The sequence below is a fragment of the Stenotrophomonas sp. P5_B8 genome, assembly GCF_054049855.1.
This window is the reverse complement of the sequence record NZ_JBFULO010000281.1, coordinates 1-5026: the sequence shown is the minus strand read 5'-3', so window position 1 is coordinate 5026 and position 5026 is coordinate 1. Positions and strand designations below refer to the sequence as shown.

At 67.4% G+C, this 5026-nt stretch carries 6 protein-coding genes; 2 read left to right on the top strand and 4 right to left on the bottom strand.

All coding sequences use genetic code 11. The features are described from left to right. The coding region (locus ACXJKH_RS14420) for a DbpA RNA binding domain-containing protein (protein WP_457320259.1) at positions 1–553 on the top strand (553 nt) is incomplete at its 5' end. Between the two features lie 220 nt (positions 554–773). Here ACXJKH_RS14420 and ACXJKH_RS14415 read toward each other — a convergent pair. The 4 genes from ACXJKH_RS14415 to ACXJKH_RS14400 all read right to left on the bottom strand — a co-directional run bounded on the left by ACXJKH_RS14415 (position 774) and on the right by ACXJKH_RS14400 (position 4055). Continuing rightward, positions 774–1310 (bottom strand): adenine phosphoribosyltransferase, encoded by a 537-nt coding sequence (locus ACXJKH_RS14415; protein ID WP_457320257.1) that lies wholly within the window; start codon positions 1308–1310, stop codon positions 774–776. Positions 1311–1381: 71 nt separating this feature from the next. Further along, positions 1382–2947, bottom strand: coding sequence for a protein adenylyltransferase SelO (locus ACXJKH_RS14410; protein WP_457320255.1), 1566 nt, complete (start codon positions 2945–2947; stop codon positions 1382–1384). Positions 2948–2984: 37 nt separating this feature from the next. Then, complete coding sequence (locus ACXJKH_RS14405; protein ID WP_457320253.1) at positions 2985–3677, bottom strand: glutathione S-transferase family protein; 693 nt, start codon at positions 3675–3677, stop codon at positions 2985–2987. Positions 3678–3845: 168 nt separating this feature from the next. Continuing rightward, a complete protein-coding gene (locus ACXJKH_RS14400) occupies positions 3846–4055 on the bottom strand; it encodes a cold-shock protein (protein ID WP_457320251.1) in 210 nt (69 codons plus the stop codon). A gap of 301 nt (positions 4056–4356) precedes the next feature. Here ACXJKH_RS14400 and ACXJKH_RS14395 point away from each other — a divergent pair, with 301 nt between their 5' ends. After that, positions 4357–4833: a YaiI/YqxD family protein gene (locus ACXJKH_RS14395; RefSeq protein ID WP_457320249.1), complete on the top strand. Its 477-nt coding sequence runs from the start codon at positions 4357–4359 to the stop codon at positions 4831–4833. Positions 4834–5026 lie beyond the last annotated feature (193 nt).

The following is a 5026-nucleotide window of genomic DNA, read 5'->3' as shown; positions in this document are numbered from 1 at the left end:
GGAACAGCGCGACCGCGACGAAGTGCTGGTGCGCTTCGCCAACCGCAGCTGCAACGTGCTGGTGGCCAGTGACGTGGCCGCGCGCGGGCTGGATGTGCAGGACCTGGCGGCGGTGATCAACTACGAGCTGCCCACCGACATCGAAACCTACGAACACCGCGTCGGCCGCACCGGTCGCGCCGGCGCGTCCGGTCTTGCGATCAGCCTGGTCACCGGCCGCGAGCGCAATCGCGCCGATGCGCTGGAGGCCGCCCAGGGCAAGCCGCTGGACTGGCAGAAGACCCCGCTGGCCACCGCGCGCCCGGCGGTGCTGCCGCAGGCGGCGATGGAAACGCTGCGCATCGACGGCGGCAAGACCGACAAGCTGCGTCCCGGCGACATCCTCGGCGCGCTGACCGGCGATGCCGGGCTGTCGGCCAAGGCGATCGGCAAGATCGACATCTACGCCACGCGTTCCTACGTGGCGATTGCGCGCGAGCAGGTCGGCAAGGCGATCGCGCAGCTGGAAGCGGGGAAGATCAAGGGCCGTCGTTTCCGCGTCCGCAGGATGTAAGCGACGCGGGGTGGAGGGCGGCAATGCCGCCGTAGAGCCGACCGTTGGTCGGCTGCTCTTGGCGGTGTGAGGTTCATGAGGCGCCGGATCAACGGCAGCCGACCAACGGTCGGCTCTACGGTTCAACGGCAGCCGACCAACGGTCGGCTCTATGGTTCAACGGCAGCCGACCAACGGTCGGCTCTACGGTGGGTGGTGGCGTGGCCACCGCGCCGATACGTCAGTACACCAGGTTCGCCAACAGCGGCACGTTGGCGTCCCAGCGCTCGCGGCCGCCCAGGCCGGCCAGTTCGACCAGCACCGCCGCGCCAACCACCTCGACCTGCAACTGCTGGGCCAGCGACAGCGCCGCCAGCAAGGTGCCGCCCGTGGCCAGCACGTCATCGACGATCAGCACGCGCGCGCCGGGCGGCAACGCATCGGCGTGCACTTCGATGCTGTCGGTACGGTATTCCAGGGTGTATTCCTGCTTGAGCGTGCGGCCCGGCAGCTTGCCCGGCTTGCGTACCGGCACGAAGCCCACGCCCAGCACGCGCGCCATCGCCGCGCCCAGGATGAAGCCGCGCGACTCGATCCCCATCACTGCCACCAGGCCGGCATCGCGCCACGGTTGGACCATGGCATCGATCGCCGCGGCGAAATCGGCGCCATCGGCCAGCAGCGGCATGATGTCCTTGAACAGGATGCCCGGCTTGGGGAAGTCGGCGATGTCGCGCAGGCGATTGGCCCAGGCAGGGCTGGCGGAAACGTCGGTCATGATGGCGTCTGGCGGAATGGGCGGCATAGCGTAACCCGGCCGCTCATGTGGCTCTACCGCGCGCCGACACCTCAGGAGCTGCAGGACAGCATCGAACAGCCGGCCTTGTCGCGCGCCCACGCCGGGCGCTTGCCGGCGTAATGCTCACGTCCGGGCTGCAGGTCATACGGATGCCGCAGCACCTCCTGCAACGCATGCACGCCACTCAGGTCACCCTGCTCGGCGCGTTCGATCGCTTCCTGGGCCAGCCAGTTGCGCAGCACATACAGCGGGTTGGCCGCGGCCATTCGCTGCTGCCGGGACGCGATGTCCAGCGCATCGTCGCGCACCCGGGCCGCGTACTGCTGCAGCCAGGCCTGCAGCGCCGGCATCACCGCCGCACGCCGGTCCGCGCTGTAGAACGCCTCCTCCAGCACGCTCACCGACGGCGCCTGCGGGTCCAGCGCGATCAGGCCGCGGAACGCCAGGGTCATGTCCATTTCGCCGTCCTGCAGGATCTGCAGCCACGCCGCCATCATCGCCACGTCGTCATCGCGACACTGCGCCAGCCCGAACTTGGCGGCGATGTCCTCGCGCTCGCGCTGTGCGTGCACCGCCTGGAAACGTGCGAGCCCCTCATGCAGCGGCGCCACGTCGTCGAACAATGGCGCCAGCGCCTGCGCCAACCGGGTCAGGTTCCAGTACGCCACCTGCGGCTGGGTCCCGAAGCGGTAGCGTCGGCCCTGCGCGTCGGTGGTGTTGGGGGTCCAGTCCGGGTCGTAGTCGTCCACCCAGCCGTACGGGCCGTAGTCGATGGTCAGGCCAAGGATAGACATGTTGTCGGTGTTCATCACGCCGTGCACGAAACCGACCCGCATCCAGTGCGCCACCAGCACCGCGGTGCGCTCGCAGATCTGCGCGAACCACTGCGCGTGGCGCGCGTCACCGGCATCGGCCAGCTCGGGAAAATCGCGGGCGATGCAGACATCGGCCAGTTGCCGCAGCAACGCCACATCGCCCCGCGAGGCCGGCAGCTCGAACGTGCCGAAACGGATGAACGATGGCGCCACGCGGCACACGATCGCCCCCGGTTCCGGTGCGGCGTTGCCGTCGTAGAACATGTCGCGCACCACGCTGTCGCCGCTGCCGACCAGGCTCAGTGCGCGCGTGGTGGGAACGCCTAGGTGGTGCATCGCTTCGCTGCACAGGAACTCGCGGATCGACGAGCGCAGCACCGCGCGGCCATCTGCGCCACGCGAGTACGGGGTGCGCCCGGCGCCCTTCAACTGCAGCTCCCAGTGCCTGCCGTCGGATGCAACCAGTTCGCCCAGCGAAATCGCGCGCCCATCGCCGAGCTGCCCGGCCCAATGGCCGAACTGGTGCCCGCCGTAGTTGGCGGCCCATGGCTGCATGCCGGCGTACAGCGCGTTGCCGCCGAACACGCGGGCGAAGTCCGCGCTGTCGGTGAGGTCCGCGCCGATTCCGAGCAGGTCGGCCACCTCGGTCGACACTGCCAGCAGTTGCGGATCGGCCACGGGCGTGGGCATCACCGCCGACCACGCCGCACCGCGCACCTCGCGCACGCGCGGGCCGGTTTCCTCGTCGCCGGGGAGTTGCTCGATGAAACGGTTGTGGAAACGCAGCGGGTCGGTGTTCATCGCTTCGAAATGGGGGCGCCAGCGCGCGCCCGCAAGCTCATGCCGTGCCTGCGCCGAGGTCCAGCGCCCCGCCCCGCTCGCTGGCGCGCTGGTAGGCCGGACGCTGCTCGATGCRCTGCAGGAAGGCCTGCAGCTTCGGGTAGTTGGCCATGCTGCCGGCGCGCGAGGCAGCGGCCTGGATCGGGAAACTCATCTGGATGTCGGCGGCGGTGAAGCGTTCGCCGGCAAACCACGGCGAGTGGCCCAGCTCGCGCTCCATCCAGTCCAGGTGCAGCTTGAGCTGCGGACCGACGAAGCCCTTCATCACCTTGTCCACGATGCTGCGGGCGATCGGCCGGGCGAAGAACGGCATCGGGGCCTTGCGCACCCGCGCGAATACCAGGCTCATCAGCAGCGGCGGCATGGCCGAGCCTTCGGCGTAGTGCATCCAATAGCGGTAGCGCAGCCGTTCGGCCGCCTGTGCCGGCAGCAGCTCGGGCGAGAGCTGGCGGCCACTGTCATAGCGGTCTGCGAGGTAATCCAGGATCGCCCCCGATTCGGCCAGCACCAGCGCATCGTCCTGCAGCACCGGCGACTTGCCCAGCGGATGGATCTCGCGCAGTGCCTGCGGGGCCAGCCAGGTCTTCGGATCGCGCTGGTAGTTGACCACCTGGTACGGCAGGCCAAGCTCTTCGAGCATCCACAGCACGCGCAACGAGCGCGAGTGGTCCAGATGGTGCACTTTGATCATTGCCGCGTCCGCAGGTTCAAAGCGTCATCGTAACCGCGGCGACGGATGCATGCCGTCATCGGCGGCAACCGGCCCGAAGGCCAGGCCGGGCAAAACGCGCACAACAAAAAACGCCGGAAGCTTTCGCTTCCGGCGTTTCATTGCAACCTGACGGTAGCGGGGGGTCGATTAGACCGCCTGCACCTGGTCAGCCTGCATACCCTTCTGGCCCTGCACGGCGACGAAGGTCACCTTCTGGCCTTCCTGCAGCGACTTGAAGCCGGTGCCCTGGATGGCACGGAAGTGCACGAAGAGGTCCGGGCCGCTTTCCGGGGTGATGAAGCCGAAGCCCTTGKCRTCGTTGAACCACTTGACGGTACCGCTCTGACGATCAGACATGTACAAACTCCTGAAACAATAGTTGAAATAATCGCGGCTTCCCATTGTGGGCGCCGAGACTGAGTTGCAGGCGTTGGTAAAGCGGATCGATGAGCAGATCGTGAGATCAACTGCACCAGGCCACGATTCACGGTGACCCTAGCAAACACAGTGTGGGTGACGATACTCGTGTTTTACCGAAAAAGCGATAGCTGGTTTATTCAGCCATCCTCCCCCTCCCGCCTGACAGGACAAGGGATTGGCGCATCGTACACCAATTCATCATGCCTATTCAGAATTTTCCTACCTTAAGATCAGCCAAATGCCCGATTCAAGTTCCGCGATTTCCCGTATCTGGGTCGATGCGGACGCCTGCCCTGGCGTCATCAAGGAGATCCTGTTCCGCGCCGCCGAGCGGGTGAAGATCCCGCTGGTGCTGGTGGCCAACCATTGGCTGCGGGTTCCCCCCTCGCCGCTGATCAGCTTCCTGCAGGTGCCGCCGGGGCTGGACGTCGCTGACAGTGCGATCGTTCAGCGGCTGGCCGCTGGCGATCTGGTGGTCACCCAGGACATCCCGCTGGCGGCCCTGGTTCTGGAAAAGCAGGCCGTGGCGTTGAACCCGCGCGGTCAGCTGTACACCCCGGACAACATGGCCGAGCGGCTGTCGATGCGCAATTTCATGGAGGAACTGCGCGGTGCCGGCATCCAGACCGGCGGCCCGCCTCCGCTGGGCGCGCGCGACCGGCAGGCGTTCGCCGCCGAACTGGACCGCTGGCTGGCCAAACGTTCAGCCCGCTGAACGTGTAGTGCCGGCCGCTGGCCGGCTCCCGGAAATGCCCATCACCCCGGTAATGCCGGCCGCTGGCCGGCTCCCGGAAATGCCAAACACCCCGGGTAGTGCCGGCCGCTGGCCGGCTCCCGGAAATGCCCATCACCCCGGTAGTGCCGGCCGCTGGCCGGCTCCCGGAAATGCCAATCACCCCGGGTAGTGC